Here is a 22192-nt window from a genome sequence, read left to right as displayed (position 1 = left end):
ACCTGCAACTCAGCCTCATCAGCCTCGCCCGCAGGGCAACTTCACTACCTTATCCCACCCACACCGACTGTCAAATCCGCGTCTCAGCCGCCGAAGCGAGAAGAGTGTTGGTTGACTCGGTCGGAGTGACCGGGCTCCTGATCATAGACCTTGCGGTCGGTCACGCTCAAGAGCCTGACCAGATCGGGATGTTCGTCCACTTGAGGGGGCGGGGCCTGTCGGCCTCTCCGCTCAACCCTTTGGGGCGAACAGATATAACTCTAAGGCGGGATCCCGCACTCGTCCAATCACGGTGCGTCCCGGGCGTGTCGCGCCTCAGGCCGAGGGGTTCGGGGTCAGCGTGTACTTGGTCTGGAGGTACTCGTGGATGCCCTCCGCGCCCCCCTCTCGGCCAAGCCCCGACTGCTTCCACCCGCCGAACGGCGCCGCCGCGTTCGAGACGACGCCCACGTTCAGGCCCATCATCCCGGTCTCCAACTTCTCGATCATTCGCTGACCTCGGGCGAGGCTCCCGGTGTACACGTACGACACCAGTCCGTACTCGGTGTCGTTGGCCAACCGCACGGCCTCGTCCTCGTCGTCGAACGGGACGATCGCGAGGACGGGTCCGAAGATCTCCTCGCGCAGGATGTCGCTCCCCGCCCTGACGTCGCTCAGCACCGTGGGTTCGTAGAACGTGCCGGATCCCGCGATCGCGGAGCCACCGGTGTTCAGGGTCGCGCCTCTCTCCAGGGCGTCGCCCACCAGCGCGGATGCCTTGTCGACCGCCCGCTGGTCGATGAGCGGACCGATCGTCACGCCGTCCTCGGTCCCGCGACCGATGCGGAACTGCTCCACACGCTCGGTAACCCGCCGCGCGAACTCCCCGGCGAGCGAGCGGTGCACGATGAAGCGGTTCGCCGCCGTGCAGGCCTGCCCGATGTTGCGGAACTTCGCGGCCATCGCCCCGTCGACGGCTTTGTCGAGATCCGCGTCGTCGAACACGACGAAGGGTGCGTTGCCGCCGAGCTCCATCGACGTCCGCAGCACGCCCGCCGACGCCTGCTCCAGGAGCTTGCGTCCCACCGGCGTCGAACCCGTGAACGAGAGTTTCCGGAGGCGGGGGTCGCGAATGATGGGCTCCGACACCGCTCCGGACGTCGAGGTCGTGATCACGTTGACGACCCCCGCGGGCAGACCCGCCTCCTCCAGCAGGCGAACGAACAGCAGGGTGGTCAACGGGGTCAGCTCGGCCGGCTTGATCACGACCGTGCACCCGGCGGCGAGGGCCGGTGCGATCTTCCGCGTGGCCATGGCGAGCGGGAAGTTCCAGGGGGTGATGAGGAAGCAGGGGCCGACCGGATGCTGCGACACGATCATCCGTCCGGTGCCCTCGGGGTTGGGCCCGTAGCGCCCCTGGATACGCGGCGCCTCCTCGCTGAACCAGCGCAGGAACTCACCGCCGTAGACCACTTCGCCTCGCGCCTCGGCGAGAGGCTTGCCCATCTCCAGTGTCATCAGGAGCGCGACGTCCTCCTTGCGCGCCTGAAGCAGATCGAACGCGCGACGCAGGATCTCGCCGCGCTCGCGCGCGGGGGTGGCGGCCCACGTGGGGAAAGCTGCGACCGCAGCATCCATCGCTGCTTCGCCGTCGGCTATCGACGCGTCGGCGATCGTTCGGATGACGGCGCCGGTCGAGGGGTCCACGACATCGAGCGTCTTGCCGCCTTCGGCGGTGCGCCACTCCCCGGCGATGAAGAGCCCGTCGGGAACGGATGCCAGCAGCTCGGACTCTCTGTTGTCTGACACGGGACTCCTTCGGTTGGAACGCGGGCGACAGTGACTCCCCGCCATTCTCGCCAGAGACCCGCCGACCGACGATGGACATCGCGTACACGCAGCGATCGTGGATCGCCACTGCGTCGAAATGAGCGATGATCCGCTCGCACGTCAGCCCCGCACGGTCTCCCGCACGTCTGTGAACTTCAGGGCGAGGATGCGGGCGCCCTGGGCGTGCAGAGCATCGGAGACCGGGGCGCGCAGGATCGACACCGACTGCGGATCGAGACGCTTGCCGTCGTGCTCCACGTGTCCCTTCAGAACCACGATCGCTTCGGTGCCGATCTCGACGGCGCGGTCTCCGTCGAGATCGTCGAACGTGGCGCTGGCCGAGACGACACGCGGATCGAAGGCCAGCACGAGCAAGCGGCTCGTGCCACCCGGCCGGTCGACCGGCCGATGCATCTCGATCAGGGCGGCGTCCTGTGCCAGCGCCCTGTCGCGACGCAGGGGCACGCCCCGACCGGCTCCGATCCGCACCTGCGGACCCGAGATGCCGACGATCAGCTGCTCTGTGCCGGCCGGCGCATAGATCTTCCCGTGAGGGCTCCGCAGCTCGACGAGGCGCAGCAGCCAGCGCAGGCTCGCTCCGGAGCCGCCGTCGGTCCAGATGTCGCGCAGGGTGCCGATGCCGTCACTCAGATGCTGCGGAGGCAACCGGAGGAAGGAGAGAACGTCCACGGGGTCGATCCTCTGAAGTCGCAGGGGAGGCGGACGCCCGTCGCGCCCACCGACGACCGGTGCACCGGGCGGCCGAAGCCACCCGGTGCACCGTTGTCGTGCGTGTGTGTATCAGGCCCTGCCGTCGGCGAGAACGTAGCCCTCTTCGCCGTGGACGACGGTGTCGATGCCCGCGATCTCGTCTTCGTTCTTGACGCGGAAGCCGATCGTCTTCTCGATGGCGAAGCCGATGATGTAGGCGAGGACGAACGAGTAGATCAGCACCGCGAAGGCCGCGATCGCCTGTGCCAGCAGCTGCGTTCCGTCGCCGCCCATGAACAGGCCGGTGTCGATGGCGAAGAAGCCGAGGTACAGGGTTCCGATCATGCCGCCGACGAGGTGGATGCCCACCACGTCGAGCGAGTCGTCGAAGCCGAGCTTGAACTTCAGCTCGATCGCGAGGGCGCAGACGGCACCGGCGATGAGGCCGAGCACGATGGCCCACACGGGGGTGAGCGAACCGCAGGCCGGGGTGATCGCGACGAGACCGGCGACCGCACCGGATGCAGCGCCGACCGACGTGGGCTTGCCGTCCTTGATCTTCTCGACGACGAGCCAGGCGAGCAGGGCTGCCGCGGGGGCCGCGATCGTGTTGACGAAGGCGAGTGCCGCGGTGCCGTCGGCGGCGAGCTCGGAGCCCGCGTTGAAACCGAACCAGCCGAACCACAGGAGGCCCGCGCCGAGCAGCACGAAGGGCGGGTTGTGGGGGACGTGGACGCCCTTCTGGAATCCGACGCGCTTGCCCAGCACCAGCGCGAGGGCGAGGGCCGCCGCTCCGGCGTTGATGTGCACAGCCGTTCCGCCGGCGAAGTCGATCGCACCGACGCCGATCCACTCCTGCAGACCGTGGGTGATCCATCCGCCGTACGCGAAGCCACCCTCCTCGGCGAGGCCGAAGTTGAAGACCCAGCTGGCGACCGGGAAGTAGACGACCGTCGCCCAGATGCCGGCGAAGATCATCCACGACCCGAACTTGGCCCGGTCGGCGATCGCGCCGGAGACCAGCGCGACGGTGATGATGGCGAAGGTGGCTTGGAAGGCGACGAACGCCAGCGGCGGGTACGCCGCTCCTTCAGGCGTTTCGAGGAGGCTCGTGAGTCCGACGGCCGACCAGTCGATCGCCCAGGGCGCGACGGTTCCCTCAGCGCCCGGGAACGCGATCGCGTAGCCGTAGAGCACCCAGAGGACGCCGATCAGACCCATGGCGCCGAAACTCAGCATCATCATGCTGATCACGCTCTTGGCCTTCACGAGGCCGCCGTAGAAGAACGCGAGCCCGGGTGTCATCAACAGCACCAGCGCCGCTGCGATGAGAATGAATGCGGTATTGCCTTGATCCATCTCGAGGACCTCTCTGCGGGGACGCAAGAAGTGCGTCGGGTCTACACAGAGTGACGAATCACCGTTTCCATCCCCCACATCCCCTGTTTCGGGGATGTTGCGTCATGCACCGCTCATGTAAACACTGCGTGACGCGGGCGGCCGCCTACGACGCGCGCGAGGGCGCCATGGTGCGGCGCTCACGGGCAGACGCGGACGCCGCGCCCCTGGAAGGTGACGATGTCGCCGAGCTGCAGCTGACGGCCCCGACGGCGGTCGACCTCGCCGTTCACGGCCACGTAGCCATCGATGATGGCTTCTTTCACGTCACCCCCGGAGTCGAGAAGACCCGCGAACTTCAGGAACTGCCCGAGACGGATGCCGTCACCGCCGATCGATACGTCGTCGACGGGACCAGAAGATGCCATCCCCGAATGGTAGCCAACCGAGCGAGAGTTAGACCTCTCGTCGGACGATCTCGGCGCCGGCTCCCAACGCGACCAGCTTGGCGCGAGCGACGCTCCGGCGCAGCGGCGCCATGCCGCAGTTGGTGGAGGGGTAGAGCTTGTCCGCATCGACGAACCGCAGTGCACTCCGCAGGGTGTCGGCGACGGCCTCGGGCGTCTCGACGGCATCGGTGGCCACGTCGATGGCCCCGACCATGACCTTCTTTCCACGAATGAGCTCCAAGAGATCCATGGGGACGTGGGAGTTGTGGCACTCCAACGAGACGATGTCGATGCTCGACCCCCGGAGCTGGGGGAAGGTCTCCTCGTACTGGCGCCATTCCGATCCCAGGGTCTTCTTCCAGTCGGTGTTCGCCGTGATCCCGTACCCGTAGCAGATATGGACGGCGGTCTCGCAGGTGAGGCCCTCGACGGCCCGCTCCAGCACGGCGACGCCCCAGTCCTTCACCTCGTCGAAGAAGACGTTGAAGGAGGGCTCGTCGAACTGGATGATGTCGACGCCGGCCGCCTCCAGCTCCCTGGCCTCCTGGTTGAGGATGGTCGCGAACTCCCACGCCAGCTTCTCCCGACTGCCGTAGTGCGCGTCGTAGAGGGTGTCGATCATCGTCATGGGGCCGGGCAGGGCCCACTTGATGGGCTGATCGGTCTGCGAGCGCAGGAAGCGGGCGTCGTCCACGAACACCGGCTTCTCGCGGCTCACCGCCCCGACGACCGTGGGAACCGACGCGTCATAGCGATTGCGGATCCGGACGGTCTCACGTTGCTCGAAATCCACGCCGCCGAGGTGCTCGATGAAGGTGGTGACGAAGTGCTGCCGCGTCTGCTCGCCATCGCTCACGATGTCGATGCCTGCCGCTCGTTGATCCGACAACGACAAACGCAGAGCGTCGCGCTTGCCCTCCGCCAACTCGTCGTCGCGCAGCTTCCATTCGGACCAGAGGGTCTCGGGCTGGGCGAGCCATGACGGCTTGGGCAGGCTCCCGGCAGTCGATGTGGGGAGCAGGTTCGTCATGACTGCCCTCCCTGCTGCTCGCGGAAGCGGGAGGACCATTCCTCCAGAACCTCCCGATGGGGCTCGATGAACCTCTCCTCGGCGAACCTCCCCTGCTCCACGGCGAGCCGGCTCCTGTCCACCCTGTCGTAGACGATCCGGGTCGTGGAGTAGTCCGCGGTGCTCAGGCTCGGTCGATACCTCTTGCCCGCGACCGAATTGGCGTTGTAGATCTCCGGTCTGTAGATCTTCTGGAAGGTCTCCATCGTGCTGATCGTCGAGATCAACTCGAGGTTGGTGTAGTCGCTCAGCAGATCACCGATGAAGTAGAAGGCCAGCGGTGCGACGCTCCCCGCCGGCATGAAGTACCGCACCTGCATGCCCATCTTCGCGAAGTACTCATCGGTCAACGAGAACTCGTCCTGGCGATATTCGACGCCCAACACGGGATGGCGGTTGTCGGTGCGATGGTAGGTCTTCTCGCTCGAGACGCTCAGACAGATGACCGGTCGCTTCGAGAAGTGCTGCGCGTACACATCGGAGCGCAGGAAGCTCTGGAAGAGAGTGCCGTGCAACTCCCCGAAACCCGCCGGCACGACGAGGTCGGAACGCCCCTCGTTGTGTGCCGGGAGGACGACGCTGAAGTCGTAGTCGCGTACGTACGAGGAGAAGTTGTTGCCCACGACACCCGGGATACGCGCGCCCGCAACCCTGTCGACGATCGTCGTCTGCAGGATCTCGATGATGGGGAAACCATCGCCTGCGCCGTGCTCGTCGAGATCCACTTCCACGGACACGATGTCGAGGTCGAGCGAATACCGATCCCCGTCTTCGTTGTCCCAGTGGGCCAGCTCATTGAAACGGTTGTCGATCATCCGCAACGCATTTCGAAGGTTCTGCTCGCGGGACTCGCCCCGAGCGAGGTTGGCGAAGTTCGTCGTGATCCGGGTATTGCCCGAGGGTCGGTAGTCCACGTCGAAGCGGGTGCGCTCGACGGAGAAAGCGGGAGAGTACGGAGAGATGAGACGCACGGTTCCGATCCTCACCAGTCGGTCTCGCACCCGCAATCCGAGTCGTAAACATCCGTCACGCGGTCTTGCTCCGCCACCGGGCCACGTCGGGTCGGCGCCTACGCGACTGCTCGACCCGATCCCGACCGCCACGAATCCGCCGCGATCGGCGACGTCGCCGCGCGTCGCGTCATCGCTGGATAGAACCGCGCATCATGGGCGAGGATGCTGCCATGCCCCGACATCGTTCGTCGCGATCGACCGTCACGATCCACGCGGCCGGAGTCGCGCTCGCCGTCACGTTGGGCGGATGCGCGTCGGCGGCACCGGATGCCGACGCGGCGGCCGCCGAAGTGATCGCTGAGCGCGCCAGCGCGGTCGGCATCGCGGCGGACCTCGTTTACACGACCGAGGTGGACGGCTACGACCTGGCACCGCAGTCCGTCGGCCCGGGCGCGATCGACGGGATGTCGGCGACATGGTTCGCCCAGGCCACCGGGTCGATGATCACCATCCGAACGGATCGCACGGAGCTCAACGCCGCGACCTGCGCCGAGACGCCGCTGTGGGAGACACCCGGTGCGCCCGTGACGTGCGCAGAGGAGGAGGGCGATATCTGGCACCGAGCGGCGGGCGGCGTGGACGAGTACGTCGCCGCCCGAGACGGCGCATCGATCTGGGTCGCCGGGATGAACGAGGCGCCGCCCGCCGACCTGCGGGCGGCCGCGAGGGCCGTGCACGTGCCGTCGGAGGCCGAACTCGACCTCCTCTTCTCGGATGCCCCCGAGGTTCCTTCCACACCCGTGGAGCGCGGAGACCTCCCCGAGAACGGCGACGGGGCTCCGATCGATCCGGGCGGCCCGGGAGGCTGACCGATCATTCGACCGCGCGTCAGCCCACGCGCGGAACCGCTATTCTCGGCCGTCCTCGAGGGGGATCAGCATCGTCCTGAAATCACCCGGCGTGGTGTGGAGCTCCCAGATGCGTTCGGCGACGTCGTCGATGCCGTTGTCGAGGTTCAGCTTCGGGATGGCACCGGGGATGACCAGCTGCGAGACGCCGATGCCCTCGTCGGCGAGCGCGTCGTGCAGCATCTCGCCGTAGGCGCTCTCGGCGGGGAACGCCACGGACGTTCCGGAGAAACCGGCACGAGCCTTGACCGAGGTTCCGCCGTTGATGAGGATGATGCTGCCGGCGCGCGCCTCGCGCATCGCGGGCAGCACGGCCCGCACCGCATGGATGAGGCCGATGGCTGAGAAGCGCAGCGCCTCGATGGCCAGCTCGGGCGTGAGATCGAGCACGGGCTCGAGGTATGTGCGCGAGGGCAGCGGGCTGTACTGCAGCACCGAGATGGGGCCGAGATCGGCGGCCGCGCTCGCCAACGCGTTCTCGAGGGCGTCAGCATCCAGCACGCTCGCCGCGTAGCCCCGCGCTTCGAAGCCCTCGCTCCGCAGCTGCGCGGCCAGGTCGTCGAGCTTCGCGGCATCGCGCGCGATCAGTGCGATCGCGTGGCCCTCCCGACCGAACCGGCGGGCGACGGCCGCACCCAGACCAGGACCTGCTCCGACGATCGCGATCGTTGCCATGATCAACCCTTCTCGATGCTTCGATACTCGACCCGTGAGCACGCTCCGGTGACATTCGACCACGGATGGTGCCCGAATCCCAGAAGAGCGCTCCGCAAGAGAGAGATCGGGCCGGCTGGACACGGCCGTCCGTCGCACCCTGATGGATCGTGCGAGGGCACGGTCGGCATCGAAACGATCCGCGGGATTGGCTACCGCCTCAAGACGCGACGGGGTTCACACGCATCTCGTCGAGAAGATCTTCGACGAGCTCGCGCACGCGGTCTCTCACACCGCGCAGCCCAGCGTCATCGAGCGAGAGGGGATCGGCCAGATCCCAGTCCATGTAACGGCGCCCCGGGTACACCGGGCACGCCTCTCCGCAGCTCATCGTGATGATGTAGTCCGCGGCCTGCACAACCTCGTCCGTGAGTGGTTTGGGATACTCGTCCGTCAGCGGCACCCCTACCTCCGCGAGCGTCTCGATTATGCGCGGATCCACCTCCCCGGCCGGCTCCGACCCCGCAGTCCGGACATGTACGGCAGGCCCGGCCAGATGACGCAGGTAGGCAGCCGCCAGCTGAGATCGCCCCGCGTTCTGCACACAGACGAAGAGGACCTCTGGGGTTCCGCGCAGCACCAATCCTCGCGCGGAGGCGAGGGCGTCGAGGCGATCCGCTGAGTAGCGCGCCGTGAGCGATGAGAGTTGAGAGTGAACGCGCGCGCGTCGGCTGAGCAATCTGTAGCTATCCGCGACGTATCGCGACACAGTCTCCGCCCCGAACGTCGAGCTGAACCGGTAGGAAAGATCGCGAGCGACGCTTTCGATCGCCGCGGGGAGAGCAGCCATTGCCGGGCCGTCCGCGACAGCGGGGAGGGCGGGTGTGCCGCCGACCAGGAGTCTGCCGAAACGCACCCACGCTTCAGCCGTGAGCGTCGGGCGGCCGTCACCGTCGATATGCAGGATGTCCACCATGCGGAGCCGCCCCACTGCGGCGCGAACCTGCGACTGCTCAACGTGCAACAACCCCGGCAAGTCTGCCTCTGGTGCGCCCGCAGCCAGAGCACTGAGCGCTCGGAGCGCGAGCACGTCCGCCAGCACCGCTGCCTGCGCTGCCCGGCTCTCAGCCGCCTCAGCATCCAGCGGTCGACCCACTCGATGGTGCGCGGCCTGCTCCGTCATCGCAGCAGATCTTCGATTGCGGCAAGCCGGTCAGCGGCCACCGACAGCCACACGTACTTCCCCTCCCGCTCGCGCACCAGAAGCTCGTCTTCCACCAGAATGCGCACGTGATGCGTCACCGTCGGCTGCCGCAACCCCAACGCCTCGGCGACCTGCCCCACCGTGGCGCGGCCATCAGCAGAACCGAGTACGACGCTCAACAACTGCAACCGCGTCGGATCAGCGACCGCGCGGAGCGTCCGTGCCAATTCCTCCGCGGAAGACCGGCCCAACGGCGAGCGCCCCGGCTCCGAGGCGGCGGGCATCGGTGCAGACAACGGCATAGCGACATCCTACGGAGAGATAGACGACGATCTATGGAAACCGTGCTCACCCTAGCGAAACATATAGACGAACATCTATCATTTAGATGGCGAAGGAGGTCCAATGTCGAACAACCCGCCCACCACCCCACAACGTCCTCCAGAGCGATCCGAGGGCCACCGCAACATCCACGAGGGGCGCGGTCAAGCGGGCCTTCTCGCACCGGATGCTGTCCTCACACGCGCTGCCGAGCAACTCGCCCGCCAGTTTGCTGGCATGGTCAGCGGCGAGACGGTCGAACGCGTGGTCTTCGAGTCCTATGCCGCACTTGCTCGAACGGCGAAGGTGTCGACGCTCCTGCCGTCGCTTGCGGAGAAGTTCGCTCGCGACCGACTCACCGCTCTGGCTCAATCCAGGGGGCTGATCGCTAAGCGCGTCCCGGAGATCCTGTTCGTCTGCGTCCAGAACTCGGGCCGCAGTCAGATGGCCGCCGCGCTGACCCGGCACTATGCGGGCGACAGGGTCCACGTTCGTTCCGCAGGTTCACAGCCCGGGGAGGCACTGCTCCCCAACGTCGTCACCGCTCTGCGCGAACAGGGAATCGACGTGTCGGAGGAGTTCCCCAAGCCGCTCACCGACGACGTGATCCGGGCCGCCGACGCGGTGGTCACGATGGGATGCGGCGACGCGTGCGCAATCTACCCGGGCCGCCGCTACCTCGACTGGCACCTGGCGGACCCCGCCGATCTCTCCCTCGACGGAGTGAGGGCGCTTCGGGACGAGGTTCAGCTTCTCGTGGAAGATCTGGTCTTCGATCTTGCGCCCACCCACGTTGAGCGAGGACGCCCGAACTCGGCCGTTTCCACCCCATAGGGGCGGGGTGGGGGGCACGACGCCCACCACCCCGGCACGCGGCGTCACCCCATGGGCGAGGTGCTCGCCGAGCGGGACCACGCCTGGGTCGCAACCTGCACTGCGTCCCACGGGGAGCCGAGCGGGGGCGTGTAGGAGAGGTCCAGGTCACTCATCGCCTCGACAGTCATGCTGTGGTGCAGTGCGGTCGCGTACGTGTCGACACGCTTGGATATCTCGGCCCCGCGGGTACCGACGAGCTGCGCCCCGAGCAGGCGCCCGTCGCCGTCATCGCCGGTGATACGGATGCTGATGGGTGTCGCGCCGGGGTAGTAGCGCTTGTGGTCATCCGCGACAGCGGTGTGACTGCGAGGTGCGAATCCGGCCGCCAGCGCCTCGTGGTCGCGTAGCCCGGTGCGGGCAGCAACGACGTCGAAGACTTTCACGACCTGTGTGCCGAGGCTCCCGGCGAAGCGGGTGTCACCGCCGATCGCGTTCTCGCCGGCGACGCGGCCCTGCTTGTGCGCCGTGGTGCCGAGCGGAAGGTACGTCACGCCCAAGAGACGGTGGTGCGTGATGACTCCGTCTCCGGCTGCCCACACGTGGGGAAGGCCGGTGCGCATCTGCTCGTCGACGACGACCGCCCCACCCGCACCGGTGGTCGCACCGGCGGCGGTGAGGAGGCTGGTGTTCGGTCGGACGCCCACGACGACGAGCACCAGCTCGGCGCTGCGTGAGAACTCTTCCCCCTCGCGGGTGCCCGTGACGGCGAGCCTCCGGCCATCTCGGGACACAGCGGCCACGCGGGTTCCGGTGATGACCTCGACGCCGTGGCGGGTGAGCTCGTCATGGACAAGAGCCCCCAGCTCCGGGTCCAGAGTGGAGAGCACCTCGGGACCACGCTGCAGTTGGGTCACCTTCAGGCCTCGGACAGTGAGAGCCTCAGCCATTTCCAGCCCGACATAGCCCGCGCCGACGATGATCGCCGTCTCCGGCTGATGCTCATCCAGATAGCGCTCGAGCGCGAAGGTGTCGCCCATCGAGTGGAGGAGGTGCACGCCGTCCTCGGGGCCCAGGTCATCGAGGCCGGATATTCCCGCCGTCGACGGTCCCGCACCGGTGCCGACCATGAGTTCGTCGTACGCGATGGTCGACTCGGCGCCGTTGGCGTCGCGGACGGTGAGCGTGCGACCCCCTACGTCGATCCCGGTGGCGAGAGTGTTCAGGCGCAGATTCATACCCGTGGCCTCGAGGTCGGCATGGGTGCGGTGGGCGAGGGACTGCCACGGCTGCACCTCCCGCGAGAAGTAGTACGGGATGCCGCAGATCGAGAAGTTGGGGTAGGCGTCCGCGACGACGACGGTGACGTCGACAGACGGGTCGAGTTCGCGGGCTCGGAGTGCGGTGGAGATTCCGGCGTCGCTTCCGCCGATCGCTACGAGGTGCATGGCTGTGCCTTTCAGGGCTGAGTTTCGGTATGACGAGGAACGAGGACGTCGCTCGCTGTGCGGGCGGCCGCCGGGTAGAAGACCAGCAGGAGAGCCAGGCCAACGCCGGCACCGAGGAGTTGTGCGACGATGAACGGCGCCACCGATCCGGGGGCGATGCCGGCGAAGGTGTCGGTGAACATGCGGGCGATCGTCACCGCGGGATTCGCGAACGACGTCGAGCTGGTGAACCAATACGCGGCGCCGATATATGCACCGACCGCCGCGGCAGTGACCGCGCCCTTCTCCGTACGGGCGAGAGCAAAGATCAAGAGCACCAGACCCGCGGTAGCGACCACCTCTGCGACAAGATGCCCGCCCGTTGCGCGCGCATTCGATGACAGAGCGGGCGCGACGTCGAACATGACGCCTGCGAGCAGCGTCCCACCAACCCCGCCCAGGATCTGCGCGATGAGATACGGCGCCACGTCGTGTAGCGGCAGGCCGGTGCCCTCGCGACGGCCCAGCAGCCAGTCTGCGATCGACACCACCGGATTGAAGTGCGCACCGGAAACCGGCCCGAGCATGAGGATCAGCACAGCGAGCCCGAGGGCTGTGGTGAGGCTGTTCTCCAGTAGCTGCAGTCCGACGTCGTCCGGGGAGAGCCGCTGTGCGGCGATTCCCGAACCCACCACCACGGTGACCAGCAGACCTGTTCCAAGGAACTCGGCCGACGCACGGCGCAAGACATGTGGGCGCGGCGGCGCGGCGGAGGAGTCAGAGATGTTCATGGCTCGCCCATCTTGACCGGCCGAACTGTTTCAGTCAAGATTGAACCAATGAACATTGAGCGAACTCGGAAGCTGGAGGCGCGGGCAGCTAAGCACGCGGCGCTGAGCGATCCATCGCGCCTACGGATCATCGATCTGCTGACGATGGGGGATCTGTCCCCCACCGAGATTCGGACTGCCCTCGCGATTCCCTCGAACCTGATCAGCCATCACCTCAACGTGCTGGAATCGGCAGGGATGATCGCCCGGTCCCGGTCCGAGGCCGACAGGCGGCGCAGCTACGTTCATCTCACCGACGACGCCCTCGAGGGCCTGACCCCCGGGCAGGTCGCGCGAGCGCGACGCGTGGTGTTCGTCTGCACGGCAAACTCAGCGCGGTCGCAACTCGCGGCGGCGCTGTGGGCCACGGTGAGTGACATTCCAGCCGCCTCGGGTGGGACCCACCCCGCCGCCGAAATCGCCCCCGGAGCCCTCGAGGTTGCCACCCGACGCAACCTTTCCCTGGCCGACCAGCACCCCCACGCGCTCGACGACGTCCTGACGGACTCTGATTTCGTCGTAACCGTCTGCGACAACGCCCACGAAGAACTCGGCGTGTCTGGGCACCTGCATTGGTCTATCCCGGATCCCGTTCGAATGGGGAGCGACGCCGCGTTCGACGAGACCTACAGCGAACTGCAGCGCCGCATTGCCGAACTCGCTCCCCGACTCACGACCGACCTCAGCCACCCCACAAAGGAAGCACACCCGTGAACGACAACCCCACCGTCTTGTTCATCTGCCAGCACAACGCGGGCCGCTCGCAGCTCGGGGCGGCGCTCCTCGAGCACCTCGCGGGCGATCGATTCACCGCGACCTCAGCGGGCCTGGCCCCGGCCGACGAGGTGAACCCTGCCGTTGCCGCGACTGTCGCTGAGCTGGGCATGGACATCACCAGCCGCGTCCCCCGCGCCGTCACGGTGGCAGATCTGGATGAAGCCGACGTGGTGGTTCTGATGAAGCCCGGACTGGCGCTTCCCTCAACCCCGCGGGGCGAGGTTCTGGAGTGGTCGTTCCCCAATCCGCAGGCGTGGGACGCCGACGCCGTGCGGCCGCTTCGCGAAGCCGTGTCGGACAAGATCCAGACGACGATCCTCAGCCGATAACTGCAACAGCGGGAGGGCCGAGCGCGTGCGCGCCGCCCTCCCGCTCTTGTATCAGACGGATGCTGGGATGCGCCCGATCTGGAGAACCTGGGCCGGTGGGGCGCAGCAGGCGCCGCCGAGCGATGCCCCCGTGGCATCGAACAAGCCCGCCCCACCACACACACCGGTATCTGGCAGCACGAGCTCGACACGCCGAGCGGCCTCCCGGTCCCCCGCGAGCTCTGCAACCACGCTGCGTATCTGCTCGTACCCGGTCAGCGCGAGGAACGTCGGGGCGCGTCCGTACGACTTCGCGCCCACCAGGTAGAAATCAGGTTCAGGCTGCGCGAGGTCGACGGCACCCGTCGCGGCGACCGAACCGCAGGAGTGCAGGTTGGGGTCAACCTCCGCCGCAATCCGCACCGGGGCTTGCAGGGTGGGGTCCAGCTCCAGCCGCAGCTCCGAAAGGAAGGAGAGGTCGGGCCGAAACCCGGTGAGCACGACGACGCGATCGGCGGCGAGGGTACGGCCATCCTCTGCGACCAGGATGGGGCGTTCGCCGTCACGGACGACGCGCTCGACGCGGAAACCGGTGACGAGGGAGACGAGGCCGGCGTCGACGAACTCCTTCGCCTTGATCCCGAGCGCACCGCGGGCGGGCAGTTCATCCGCCTCACCACCACCGAAGGCGTTGCCCGTCGTGGCGCGACGTAGCGCCCATGTCACGGTTGTATTCGGGTCACGTCGAGCCATCCGTGCCAGCGCGAGGACCGCGGTGATCGCGGAGTGACCCGAGCCGACGACGACGGTGTGCTTGCCCTCGAATCCTCCGCGATCGCGGAAGTCAGGGATGCGGTACGACAAGAGGTCAGACTCCGCCTTCTCCCCCAGCGCCGGCAGACCATCAGCGCCGGCCGGATTCGGGGACGACCAGGTGCCCGAGGCATCGATGACCGCTCGAGCCCGCAACCGGTATTCCTCCCCGTCAGCCGGTTGGACGTGCACGGTGAAAGGCTGCGAACCCCGGCCCGCGTCGACAAGACGATCGCGGCCCAGCCGCGACACCCCCACGACTCGAGCCCCGTAACGGATCCGGTCACTCATGGCTGCGGCCAGGGGCGCGAGATACCCCGCGATCCACTGGGCACCCGTCGGATATCCCGTCGTGGGCGTCGACCACCCCGTGGACTCGAGAAGACGGGCCCCGGCGCGATCAACCAGCTCCGGCCACTCAGAGAACAACCGCACATGGCCCCACTCGGCCACCGCCGCGGCCGGACCGCTCCCAGCCTCCAAGACCACGGTCGAGATATTGCGCTCCGCGAGATGGGCTGCGGCGGCGAGCCCCTGCGGCCCGGCACCGATCACGACGACAGGCAGAATGTTCATGAGAGCCCCTCTAGGCATCACTGGGTAGGCGGTACATCGATGCTTGTCGATGTATCGACAGATGTCAATGTGACCTGGCAGACTCTTCGCATGCCCACGACGCTCCCTCTTCCACCTGTGGCCACCTGTTGCACCCCGGTCACTGCGGGAGTCCTGAGCCCGGGCGAGGCCGAGCGGATTGCCCGCACTTTCAAAGCGCTCGGCGACCCCACACGGTTGCGACTACTCTCACTCATCGCGGCGTCGGACGGCGGCGAGGCCTGTATCTGCGACCTCACCGAACCCGTCGGTCTTGGCCAGCCAACCGTGTCCCACCATATGAAGTTGCTCGTCGATGCGGGGCTCGCCACACGTGAACAACGCGGCCGCTGGGCTTACTACCGCGTCGCCCCTGAAGCTCTCGAACACGCAGCGCGAGCACTTCGCGCCTAGTCGCACCTACGGCGAGGGATCAGCGAATCAATCGCTCCAGAGCGCGCCAGCTCAGCTGTGTGATTGCAGCCAGAGAGATACCACCAGGCAGCGGCTCGAGTCGCCAACCCCGTCAACCCACTTCGGCGACGGATCGATCCTCGGGCGGCGATGAGCGTGCGGTTAGGCTTCGGCCGTGATGTCGGTGCTGATGGACACGGTCGTGTCGACGGACTACGGGCAGTTCACTCTGGGGCAGGGCAGGGAGTCGTTCGACGGTGACGCAGACCGTTTCTTTGCCGGGCAGGTGAACGGTTGGGTAGGTGCTGGCGTTCCGGGGGTCGTGCATGTCGTGTTGGCGAGGCGCTCCGGAGGGTCCGAGGTTCGGATCGAACGATGGGAAGAGGAACCTCCCCTGGAGGACTGGGAGGACGTGGTGGAGGTGTCGACTGTGTTCCGCCCGAGCTCGCCTATCGGGTGGGAGACGTGGGCCGGTGAGTCGGCGGGCTCCCTGCCGATCCCGTCAGGGAGCTACCGGGTACGAGTGAGTGCGCAGGGCCGTGATGCCGGAACAAATGGTGAGTTCGCTGACGGTGTGGTCGACCGGTACCTGATTCAACTTTGGCTTGCTCCCCGTGCTCTCGACGAGGTGCTCCGTGTCTCGAGCGTCGACGCCTCCTATTGGAACGAGGTATGGGGTCATCGGCGGAAATAGGCGCGATCGCCCGTGAGGGAACTTCTACCGCCACCAACACCTGAGATGCCTCTTCGTGCGTGACGCATCGCGCTCAGGACACACCGCACACGTCGGTGATATAGACATTTCGAGCGCGAAAGGCCTTTGACCTGGTCGATATTGCTGTCCGCGCAGCCGCGAGGCGGCTGGAGGTCAATGATCAACGTGTCCGCGACATGCTCCGCTCCGGCGAGCTCATCGGCCGGCAGCTGGCCGGCCATTCGGGTGGAGATCTTGCCCAGTTTGCGCCCAGGACGCAGAAAAGCGCCCGCAAAAGGGGCGCTGATCTGGTAAAACTGGCGGTGACGGTGGGATTTGAACCCTTATCTGGACGCATTTCTACGGTGCGCGGGGCTGTCAGTTCGCTGTCGTTCCGCGGGTCTTGACCTTTCTAAAAGCGCCCGACGGCATCAGAACTTTCGTCGACTTTGCCCACGCGCTTGCCCGCGATCGAGCCCGACCCGGGGTGGCGTGAACCCAGCGTCGCAGGCCCAGCGCGCCGAGCTTGTCGAGGCTGCTAATTCTCGTCTGAACGCCGCCCGTCAGTCGGGGCAAGCGTCACCTGTCCAGGGGCATCTCTGCCAGTCAAACGACGTGAGGTGATCTTCTATGAAGCTTTGATTTGAGCCGTATCCCGGAGTCATCACACGCGCCGCGACCAGCACAGACACCTGCTCGAAGCCAGCAGCGACCATGGCGGAAGCGACTGATTGGGCTCTGGCTCCGCTGACCCAGGAGTCGTCAATCAACAGCAGGTGGCTGCGCGGTGGAACGGTCGTCTCCGGCGCCCATACCGACGGGTCAAGAACGCGGCGGCCTTCCTCCCCTGAGTAGGAGATCTGAACACGTCTGGTCGTCGACCGGGCGAGCTTTTCCACCATCGAGCTGAGGGCGAGCCGACCGCGCGTCGAGGGCACGACCGCCCAATAGGTATCTCCTAACCCGGAGAGACCGGCGGAACAGGAATAGTGCCCTCTCAGTGCGACTGCGAGGATGCCAGCCATCGTTGATGTGATTGCCGGGCCCGGCCTCTCGCTCTTGTATTGGCTGACCACCTGATAGGCCTGTGTCCCGAACGGGGCATAGACGACGAATCCAGTCCGGCTGGCGAGTGGTAGCCCAGCCCTCTGGTGTCCGTCGCACTGCTGACAAAGCGCGGCGCCCTCGTCTATCGGCGTCGCGCAAACCTGACAGGTCAGCCCGTCGCAGCGAATGATGCTTCGAAGGTACGACCCGGCCTGGCGGTGGAGCGCCTCGCCAACCTGGGCGACAGCCGGGGTAAAGCTACGCGACACCGGCCGCGAGCGCACCAAGCGCTCGCTGGAGCTCGTCGGGAACGCTCCTGACTGAACGGATAGCTTCCTTCATCTCGCCCATAGTCGAGGCCACATAGACGTTTGGTTTTCCCACGAGGGCACGCCCCCACGTCGTGTCATCGACGACCCTTGAAGTGAGGATGACCGGTCGACCATGGTCTCCCGCAACCCGCGCCTGAATCCGCGTACCTGAGTGCTCTCCGGCTTCCACGACGATCGTGGCCAGACCATAGCCGGACATAGCGGCATTGCGGATGGGGAACGACTGCTTAGTGGGGGGCGCGTCTGGGTAGAACTGTGAGATAAGAAGGCCACGCTCGGCGACCTCCCGCTGGAGGTCGGCATTGCGGGCCGGATAAAACTTTGTGATCCCTGTCCCGATGAACGCGACAGTTCGACCCCCCGCATCCAGCGCCGCTCTGTGAGCCGCGGCATCAATCCCCTCTGCGAGCCCGCTGATGACTGTCAGATCTTCCGCGATAAGAAAGCGTGCGATCTCGGCCGCAAGCTCCTGAGACTGCCTAGAAGCGCTGCGCGAGCCTACGACCGACATCCCGTCGTCTGCCGAGCGCAACTCTCCTGAATAGAAGAGGAATGGAGGCATCTCATGGATGTCTCGAAGCCGCGACGGGTATAGGTCATCGAGGACAGTGACGAACTCGAGGTTCTCGTCACGCCAGAGGGAGACCAAGGCTCTTGCTTCCTCTAGCACGCTGACCGCTTGTGGCGAGACAAGCAGAGCGTCGTTGAACCGAGCGTCAAAGACAGTTGACGCGCTTCCCTCATAGGTGACGTCGGCAGCGATCGCCCCCCACGACTCACCCCGCCGCTTTAGTCGGAGGAGCGCCAGGAGCGCGGCTGCATCATCAGCTCGCGGGTCCATATCAACAGAGTACGCGTGGCAGACGACGTTCCAATATGACCGCCACGCTTCGAGCGCAGCGATCTCACCCAGGACCTCACAGGAGAAGAGCTGATCTGGGAATGACGGCGACTGTGGAGTGAACACTTGCAGCTCGCTTCTCGGGCCGAACTTGATGCGCGTTCCTTGTCCTTCGCGCCGGACGAGCTTCGACACCGACCACATCCGACCTCTACTGGGCCCCGTTTCTGCTCGGCGACCTGCGCGCGGGGACGTGCACAACCTGGCGACCACGCCACGGATCACAGCCGACCGGGCACCGGCTCAGGCTCCGGGCATACTTCCGGCCTGCTTCGTCACCTTGGACGTCGCGTCGGCACCTTTCGAGATCAGGTCGACGATCTGATTCAACTGATCGTTCGTGGGCCCGGCGTGCTTGGCGGCGTCGCGGCTGTTGAATCGGGAAAGGGTGTTCTTGATAAAGACCGTGTCACCGAGCTCGCGGCGCACCTCGGTGCGCTCGACATCGCCCGCGCCCGCGTAGAAGGGCTCGAGCGCGGCGAGGGCCAGCTTCACGTCTTCGGCGCTGTCTGCCTCACGGAAGTGCCTGCGCGCTTCGATGGTGAGGAAAGAGCCGACGCCGGCGAGGGCCAGCACGAGAGCGCCTCGAAGGACACCGTCCCCGACGGTCAGCGTGAAGTCTTTGTCGATCGCGAGCCATAGTACCCACGCACCCACCACAACGGCGAGTGCGAAAAACACGAACGAAGCCCAGCGGAGTCCGTGGGCGTTCCACCGCTCTCGCTTCGCGCGGCCGGCGACAGGCGGTTCGCGGCCGTCGAGCGGACGTCTTGCCGAGTAGGAGCGTGACTTCATAACGTGCTCCGTTGGACGAGACGGGCCTTCGCCCGCACCGCGCGAGCTTTTCAGCCCAGACATTCTGGCCAGCATTCAGCAGCAACTGCCGAACAGCGCCATGGCGCACCCGGGGCACGCCCAGTGCGCCATGCCCATTCAAATGCCCCAGTCTGGCGCGTTGCTGCTCTGCTCCGCGCGTGACGGACGATTGACCTACGGGAAAATGGGATGTCGAGGCATGGAAGGGGCGAAGCGGTGAGCGGACGACGAAGCAAACGGTTCAGGGCAGAGCAGACCGCCCCGCCTCGCCTACCCCACGACGTTCGTCGTACCGTCGAAACTCCAATTGCAGGCAGGCGCATCCTCGTGGCGGGGAGCGACGCGAAGCAGACCACGTACGGCACCTGCATCCTGTGCGGCACCTACGCCCAGCTTGAGCTCGGCCACGTCGTGCCTCGTTGGGCGGGCAGGTGGCTGAAGGACGAGGGCTACGTACTCGGAAAGTACGACTCGCTCGGTGTTCACACCCGCAGTCAAGACATCGAGAAGCACTACATGATGTGCCGCACGTGCGAGAATTTCCTCGGCGCGGCCGAGGGGTATCTCGCGAACATCGTTCGCGGCACGCGAGAGGAACTCGCCGCGCGCTCGCTCACTCTGCATCGAGAAACCGATGAGTTGGTCCGTCTCGACAGCGTCGATTCGACCCTCGCGTTGCGGGCGCTGTTGGGGGTGCTGTTCAAGGCCCATATGAGTCCTCACCACATCTTTCGCCACATTCGCCTTCCCGCCTGGGCTCTTAGCGAAGTCCTCGCAGCATTGAAGCAGGACGTCTACTCGCGGAGCAGGTTCTCTGTTATCGCGTTGAAGATCGTGAACCTGACGGTGCCGGACGTGAATCCGAGAGCCCGGATCGAGGCGGAGCTGCGAACGTTCGGACCCGGTGTCGGCGCCGCCCTCCGGTTCGGAGGATTCAGCTTTTTCGTTCACGTCGGCGCTGTGGATCGATTCGAGTTCGAGGACAAAATGCCGTCACTTCGCCCGGGCGAAACAGAATGGCGGATTGGCATCGGGGAGTTCATCTACGAGCCGGGCATCCTCCCGGAGGACGCCTTCGACGTGCCGCGCCTTCCAGGACGTTACGTCAGCGCGACCGATAGGTGCCCTTGCGGCTTGGACCGTGACTTCTCCCAGTGCTGTCAGGGACGCTGGCTACCCGCGCGGACGCGGTTTCTGAACTTCCCGAACCAAGCGACCCGACAGCTGCGCCCGCACCTGGGCCTATGAGTGGTGAGGTTGGGGATCACCCGGAGAACCGAGTTGGGCGACATCAGAGCAGACCCGATCTACTTCTTTGAGGGACGCGGGGCCTCGCCGCCGTCCTGCACCGTGCTTCGTTTCTGAAGCCACCGCTCGTATACCTCGGCCGTCGAGTAGTCGGCATCTCCGAAATTGTGATCTCGGTGTCGGAAGACACGATCCAACCACTCGGCGAGGCTCGCTTCGGTTTCCGTCGACGTCTCTCCCAGAACGACGGTTTGACAAGCACTTGCCACCTCGGGGTCGAGTGTCTCGAGCGTCGCCGCGATCTCCGTCCCCAGCAGCATTGCTACCCGCTCGAGGGCGCTGCCCCGGCCAGTCAACGCAGCAGTTTCGACGGGTGCGTTCTCTTGAATGCTCGTAAGCAGTTCGCGCGAGCCGCTGTGACGCGAGCGCTCTTGGATGTGCGCGAACTCTCCGAGCGAGCGTGCAAAGGCGCTCAGCCTCCCCCACCCGGCCGCGTCGAGCCACCGGTGAGGCGAGGCGCCTCTTCCTCGCAAGGTCAGCTTCTCAGCGAGCCGGGGCTTCAGCCGATAGGTCCGTGCTTTCGCGACAGCTTCTAGAACGCCGCGCATGCAGGTCAAGGAATCGTCAACGTCCTGCAACCACAGGATCCATGCGGACTCAAGCGCAGCGGCGGCCGTCCGCAACGCGTTCGCGTGCTCAGCGTCGTCGACCTCACCTGCGGCCAGTTCGGTCACCTCAGTGATGACCTGATACCAAAGCACGCGAGTCCGAAGCCGGCCAGGATCGAAGTCGCTGCCGAGGATCTCTTCTTCGAGTTCAAAGGCATAGCGAGCAACTTCGATGGTTCTGACCCAGCGCTCCTCGAGTGACATCCAAGAGTGGAACTGTGTCAAAGCCAGCGGCCGCTCTGCCCGAGCGCGAATGATGCTGCGATAAGTCTCACCCCAGGAGAGGGCAACATCCGCCCCCTCCGAGCGAACAAACTCGACGGTCAGCGGCTCATGAAAAACGCTGAGGAAAGCCTCCGGATCCATCGACTTGGGGAAAGGCTCGGATGGGAAGTCGGCTGGGCGTGCGAGTAAGAGCGCGTGCGTCTCCGGTGTCATCACCCCGTGCTCCGCCGCAACCGTGTTCACTGATGCGCAGACCTGAAAAAAGGGCGCCTCGCAAGCGCGCACGACGAAGTCATGCACCGCACGTCGGGGATCGACAGGAGCTGCAAGGGTGATCCGCGACAACGGGTTGGCTCCGAGCGTGGCAGCTCGACCGTGAAGAAGCTCAGACAGGGCGGACCAGTCGCTCGCGACGCGACGAGGATCGACCCGCGCCGCGTAAGCGGACCACACTCGTTCAACGTAGTCCTGATCGCGCTCCTTAGCGTCCTGCGCGACGTCGGTTGAGAACGCCAGGTTGTACGTCCAACGCTCGATGAAGCGACGAGTTAGCGCGACGGCGGCGAAGGTGTGTCCGAATCGAAGGCACCAACAGATTCGCGCGAAAACATCAAGCCCTTCACGAAGTTGAGCGGCCCAGAGCTCGCTTTCCGTCGTTCCGACCTCGTCGATATGCCATGGGGTGTTGAGTCGCTCGAGCATGTGGTCCGCCACCGCCACGATGTGCCCAGCCTGCCAGGCGAACTGCGGCATCAAGTCCGCCCGTTGGGAATCCTGCTCTCGACGGATGACGGAACGTGCGTGGAGAGCCACGAAGACCGCCTCGGGGTTGGGACCAGCCCTCAGGACATCACCGAGAGCGTCCAAGG

Annotated in this window: 22 protein-coding genes; 7 read left to right on the top strand and 15 right to left on the bottom strand. The window is 66.0% G+C overall.

Annotation, left to right across the window (positions count from 1 at the left end):
• Window positions 1-315: 315 nt before the first annotated feature.
• The 6 genes from DEA06_RS07130 to DEA06_RS07105 form a co-directional block, all read right to left on the bottom strand.
• Window positions 316-1788 carry an NAD-dependent succinate-semialdehyde dehydrogenase gene (locus DEA06_RS07130; RefSeq protein WP_116647251.1) on the bottom strand — a complete coding sequence of 491 codons (1473 nt, stop codon included), beginning with the start codon at window positions 1786-1788 and terminating at the stop codon, window positions 316-318.
• Between the two features lie 141 nt (window positions 1789-1929).
• On the bottom strand, window positions 1930-2499 hold the full coding sequence (locus DEA06_RS07125) for a hypothetical protein (RefSeq protein ID WP_116647250.1): 570 nt from the start codon (window positions 2497-2499) through the stop codon (window positions 1930-1932).
• 111 nt (window positions 2500-2610) lie between these two features.
• Entirely contained in the window at window positions 2611-3879 is a 1269-nt protein-coding gene (locus tag DEA06_RS07120; RefSeq protein ID WP_116647249.1) for an ammonium transporter, read from the bottom strand.
• Between the two features lie 179 nt (window positions 3880-4058).
• Window positions 4059-4286: an RNA-binding S4 domain-containing protein gene (locus DEA06_RS07115; RefSeq protein ID WP_116647248.1), complete on the bottom strand. Its 228-nt coding sequence runs from the start codon at window positions 4284-4286 to the stop codon at window positions 4059-4061.
• Window positions 4287-4314: 28 nt separating this feature from the next.
• Window positions 4315-5337, bottom strand: a complete 1023-nt coding sequence (locus DEA06_RS07110; protein WP_116647247.1) for a methionine synthase — start codon at window positions 5335-5337, stop codon at window positions 4315-4317.
• Window positions 5334-6347: a DUF1852 domain-containing protein gene (locus tag DEA06_RS07105; RefSeq protein ID WP_116647304.1), complete on the bottom strand. Its 1014-nt coding sequence runs from the start codon at window positions 6345-6347 to the stop codon at window positions 5334-5336. The genes DEA06_RS07110 and DEA06_RS07105 overlap by 4 nt, the downstream gene beginning before the upstream one ends.
• Window positions 6348-6559: 212 nt before the next feature.
• On the opposite strand from DEA06_RS07105, the gene DEA06_RS07100 reads away from it, so the two are divergent.
• Window positions 6560-7198, top strand: coding sequence for a hypothetical protein (locus DEA06_RS07100; protein WP_116647246.1), 639 nt, complete (start codon window positions 6560-6562; stop codon window positions 7196-7198).
• 39 nt (window positions 7199-7237) lie between these two features.
• On the opposite strand, the gene DEA06_RS07095 is transcribed toward DEA06_RS07100, so the two are convergent.
• The 3 genes from DEA06_RS07095 to DEA06_RS07085 all read right to left on the bottom strand — a co-directional run bounded on the left by DEA06_RS07095 (window position 7238) and on the right by DEA06_RS07085 (window position 9397).
• On the bottom strand, window positions 7238-7912 hold the full coding sequence (locus DEA06_RS07095) for an SDR family NAD(P)-dependent oxidoreductase (protein WP_116647245.1): 675 nt from the start codon (window positions 7910-7912) through the stop codon (window positions 7238-7240).
• Between the two features lie 199 nt (window positions 7913-8111).
• Window positions 8112-9074: an arsenate reductase ArsC gene (locus DEA06_RS07090; RefSeq protein ID WP_116647244.1), complete on the bottom strand. Its 963-nt coding sequence runs from the start codon at window positions 9072-9074 to the stop codon at window positions 8112-8114.
• Window positions 9071-9397 carry a metalloregulator ArsR/SmtB family transcription factor gene (locus DEA06_RS07085; RefSeq protein WP_116647243.1) on the bottom strand — a complete coding sequence of 109 codons (327 nt, stop codon included), beginning with the start codon at window positions 9395-9397 and terminating at the stop codon, window positions 9071-9073. Before DEA06_RS07085 ends, DEA06_RS07090 begins: the two co-directional genes overlap by 4 nt.
• Window positions 9398-9500: 103 nt before the next feature.
• Between DEA06_RS07085 and DEA06_RS07080 the strand changes: the two genes are divergently transcribed.
• Window positions 9501-10250: an arsenate reductase ArsC gene (locus DEA06_RS07080; RefSeq protein ID WP_116647242.1), complete on the top strand. Its 750-nt coding sequence runs from the start codon at window positions 9501-9503 to the stop codon at window positions 10248-10250.
• Window positions 10251-10294: 44 nt separating this feature from the next.
• On the opposite strand, the gene DEA06_RS07075 is transcribed toward DEA06_RS07080, so the two are convergent.
• Complete coding sequence (locus DEA06_RS07075) at window positions 10295-11677, bottom strand: FAD-dependent oxidoreductase (protein ID WP_116647241.1); 1383 nt, start codon at window positions 11675-11677, stop codon at window positions 10295-10297.
• A gap of 11 nt (window positions 11678-11688) precedes the next feature.
• Complete coding sequence (locus tag DEA06_RS07070; RefSeq protein ID WP_116647240.1) at window positions 11689-12447, bottom strand: MIP/aquaporin family protein; 759 nt, start codon at window positions 12445-12447, stop codon at window positions 11689-11691.
• A gap of 48 nt (window positions 12448-12495) precedes the next feature.
• On the opposite strand from DEA06_RS07070, the gene DEA06_RS07065 reads away from it, so the two are divergent.
• Complete coding sequence (locus tag DEA06_RS07065) at window positions 12496-13200, top strand: helix-turn-helix domain-containing protein (RefSeq protein WP_116647239.1); 705 nt, start codon at window positions 12496-12498, stop codon at window positions 13198-13200.
• A complete protein-coding gene (locus DEA06_RS07060; protein ID WP_116647238.1) occupies window positions 13197-13592 on the top strand; it encodes a low molecular weight phosphatase family protein in 396 nt (131 codons plus the stop codon). Before DEA06_RS07065 ends, DEA06_RS07060 begins: the two co-directional genes overlap by 4 nt.
• A 51-nt stretch (window positions 13593-13643) precedes the next feature.
• On the opposite strand, the gene DEA06_RS07055 is transcribed toward DEA06_RS07060, so the two are convergent.
• Window positions 13644-14960, bottom strand: coding sequence for an FAD-dependent oxidoreductase (locus DEA06_RS07055; RefSeq protein ID WP_205781229.1), 1317 nt, complete (start codon window positions 14958-14960; stop codon window positions 13644-13646).
• 90 nt (window positions 14961-15050) lie between these two features.
• On the opposite strand from DEA06_RS07055, the gene DEA06_RS07050 reads away from it, so the two are divergent.
• Both DEA06_RS07050 and DEA06_RS07045 read left to right on the top strand, forming a co-directional pair.
• A complete protein-coding gene (locus DEA06_RS07050) occupies window positions 15051-15392 on the top strand; it encodes a metalloregulator ArsR/SmtB family transcription factor (protein ID WP_116647302.1) in 342 nt (113 codons plus the stop codon).
• Between the two features lie 175 nt (window positions 15393-15567).
• On the top strand, window positions 15568-16086 hold the full coding sequence (locus tag DEA06_RS07045) for a hypothetical protein (protein WP_116647237.1): 519 nt from the start codon (window positions 15568-15570) through the stop codon (window positions 16084-16086).
• A 1305-nt stretch (window positions 16087-17391) separates the two neighbouring features.
• Here DEA06_RS07045 and DEA06_RS07035 read toward each other — a convergent pair.
• Window positions 17392-18501: a DNA-processing protein DprA gene (locus tag DEA06_RS07035; RefSeq protein ID WP_205781228.1), complete on the bottom strand. Its 1110-nt coding sequence runs from the start codon at window positions 18499-18501 to the stop codon at window positions 17392-17394.
• A gap of 108 nt (window positions 18502-18609) precedes the next feature.
• Entirely contained in the window at window positions 18610-19161 is a 552-nt protein-coding gene (locus tag DEA06_RS07030) for a hypothetical protein (protein ID WP_116647235.1), read from the bottom strand.
• A 348-nt stretch (window positions 19162-19509) separates the two neighbouring features.
• Between DEA06_RS07030 and DEA06_RS07025 the strand changes: the two genes are divergently transcribed.
• Window positions 19510-20430, top strand: a complete 921-nt coding sequence (locus DEA06_RS07025; protein ID WP_116647234.1) for a hypothetical protein — start codon at window positions 19510-19512, stop codon at window positions 20428-20430.
• Between the two features lie 59 nt (window positions 20431-20489).
• On the opposite strand, the gene DEA06_RS07020 is transcribed toward DEA06_RS07025, so the two are convergent.
• Window positions 20490-22136, bottom strand: coding sequence for a hypothetical protein (locus tag DEA06_RS07020; RefSeq protein WP_133241713.1), 1647 nt, complete (start codon window positions 22134-22136; stop codon window positions 20490-20492).
• Window positions 22137-22192: the final 56 nt, after the last annotated feature.

The sequence above is a fragment of the Microbacterium sp. Gd 4-13 genome (genome assembly GCF_003095395.1).
Classification (GTDB): Bacteria; Actinomycetota; Actinomycetes; order Actinomycetales; family Microbacteriaceae; genus Microbacterium.
The sequence above is the reverse complement of the archived record's forward strand: the minus strand, read 5'-3'. Positions and strand labels throughout refer to the sequence as shown.

What these genes read in the sequence shown, in the direction of transcription:
- DEA06_RS07065 (WP_116647239.1), top strand. Translation starts at nt 12,496, where the DNA reads ATGAACATTGAGCGAACTCGGAAGCTGGAGGCGCGGGCAGCTAAGCAC.
- DEA06_RS07050 (WP_116647302.1), top strand. Translation starts at nt 15,051, where the DNA reads ATGCCCACGACGCTCCCTCTTCCACCTGTGGCCACCTGTTGCACCCCG.
- DEA06_RS07030 (WP_116647235.1), bottom strand. Translation starts at nt 19,161, where the DNA reads ATGAAGTCACGCTCCTACTCGGCAAGACGTCCGCTCGACGGCCGCGAA.
- DEA06_RS07085 (WP_116647243.1), bottom strand. Translation starts at nt 9,397, where the DNA reads ATGCCGTTGTCTGCACCGATGCCCGCCGCCTCGGAGCCGGGGCGCTCG.
- DEA06_RS07100 (WP_116647246.1), top strand. Translation starts at nt 6,560, where the DNA reads ATGCCCCGACATCGTTCGTCGCGATCGACCGTCACGATCCACGCGGCC.
- DEA06_RS07075 (WP_116647241.1), bottom strand. Translation starts at nt 11,677, where the DNA reads ATGCACCTCGTAGCGATCGGCGGAAGCGACGCCGGAATCTCCACCGCA.
- DEA06_RS07090 (WP_116647244.1), bottom strand. Translation starts at nt 9,074, where the DNA reads ATGACGGAGCAGGCCGCGCACCATCGAGTGGGTCGACCGCTGGATGCT.
- DEA06_RS07080 (WP_116647242.1), top strand. Translation starts at nt 9,501, where the DNA reads ATGTCGAACAACCCGCCCACCACCCCACAACGTCCTCCAGAGCGATCC.
- DEA06_RS07070 (WP_116647240.1), bottom strand. Translation starts at nt 12,447, where the DNA reads ATGAACATCTCTGACTCCTCCGCCGCGCCGCCGCGCCCACATGTCTTG.
- DEA06_RS07115 (WP_116647248.1), bottom strand. Translation starts at nt 4,286, where the DNA reads ATGGCATCTTCTGGTCCCGTCGACGACGTATCGATCGGCGGTGACGGC.
- DEA06_RS07095 (WP_116647245.1), bottom strand. Translation starts at nt 7,912, where the DNA reads ATGGCAACGATCGCGATCGTCGGAGCAGGTCCTGGTCTGGGTGCGGCC.
- DEA06_RS07120 (WP_116647249.1), bottom strand. Translation starts at nt 3,879, where the DNA reads ATGGATCAAGGCAATACCGCATTCATTCTCATCGCAGCGGCGCTGGTG.
- DEA06_RS07055 (WP_205781229.1), bottom strand. Translation starts at nt 14,960, where the DNA reads ATGAACATTCTGCCTGTCGTCGTGATCGGTGCCGGGCCGCAGGGGCTC.
- DEA06_RS07110 (WP_116647247.1), bottom strand. Translation starts at nt 5,337, where the DNA reads ATGACGAACCTGCTCCCCACATCGACTGCCGGGAGCCTGCCCAAGCCG.